Below are 743 nucleotides of genomic sequence, written 5' to 3' on the forward strand. Positions count from 1 at the left end.
ACTTTCACCGCGTGCTCGGGAACTAGGATTTTATCCAAGCCCCTGAATAAGTAGACGATAAAGATGCCAATTCTAAGCAGCAGTAAGCTTGTCGCGAGTTTGGTTTGAAGTTTCTTTTCCATGATTTTCCTTTAATACACTCAATAGTGCGAAGCGATAAATGTTCCCATTACCAGACCTATAGCGATTCGAATTTCTTTCGTGGTTTTTGATGCGGTGTGTAACAAGGCGTGTCAGGTCAGTGAACAGGTAGGATTTAAGCGGGTTCAAATGAGGCGGGAGCGTTGAAAGCCTTAACGCTAGCCAAGATAGACTGCACTATGCTTTTATCTCTTATCTACTAGCAAACCCATTAACCTTATGATTTAAAGGGAAATATTACCCATTAATTTACATCATCTTTATTAAAAACAAAAACGTTATAAAACCTCATCACTAGAGCTACCAATTCCTGAACCCGTGATTAAACTGCGACGCCGCTGAGGTACTGAGAAGGTATATCCAATCAAAGGTCATCACGATTCTATCGACATGATTTCGAACAATGACGTCGTAAGTGATGCTACGTGACATACCCTTATAGCTACCTTTGCGAACAACTTACAAGAAACAATGACACTACCGCTTTGGGTAAGTCATTAGCAGTAACACAGCATCTAAACAGGAATATTCACATTGAAAAATAGAGGCTTCTCATTAGTCGAACTGATCGTCGTCGTTGTCATACTTGGCATATTAGCGTT

1 protein-coding gene is annotated in these 743 nt (G+C 40.4%); it reads left to right on the forward strand.

Annotated elements, in window-relative coordinates; genetic code table 11:
- Nucleotides 1-675 precede the first annotated feature (675 nt).
- Nucleotides 676-743, forward strand: a 68-nt coding sequence (locus KIV40_RS35655; RefSeq protein WP_375164921.1) for a prepilin-type N-terminal cleavage/methylation domain-containing protein, incomplete at its 3' end; no start/stop codon positions are given.

It is taken from the genome of Vibrio sp. D173a (assembly GCF_030248475.1).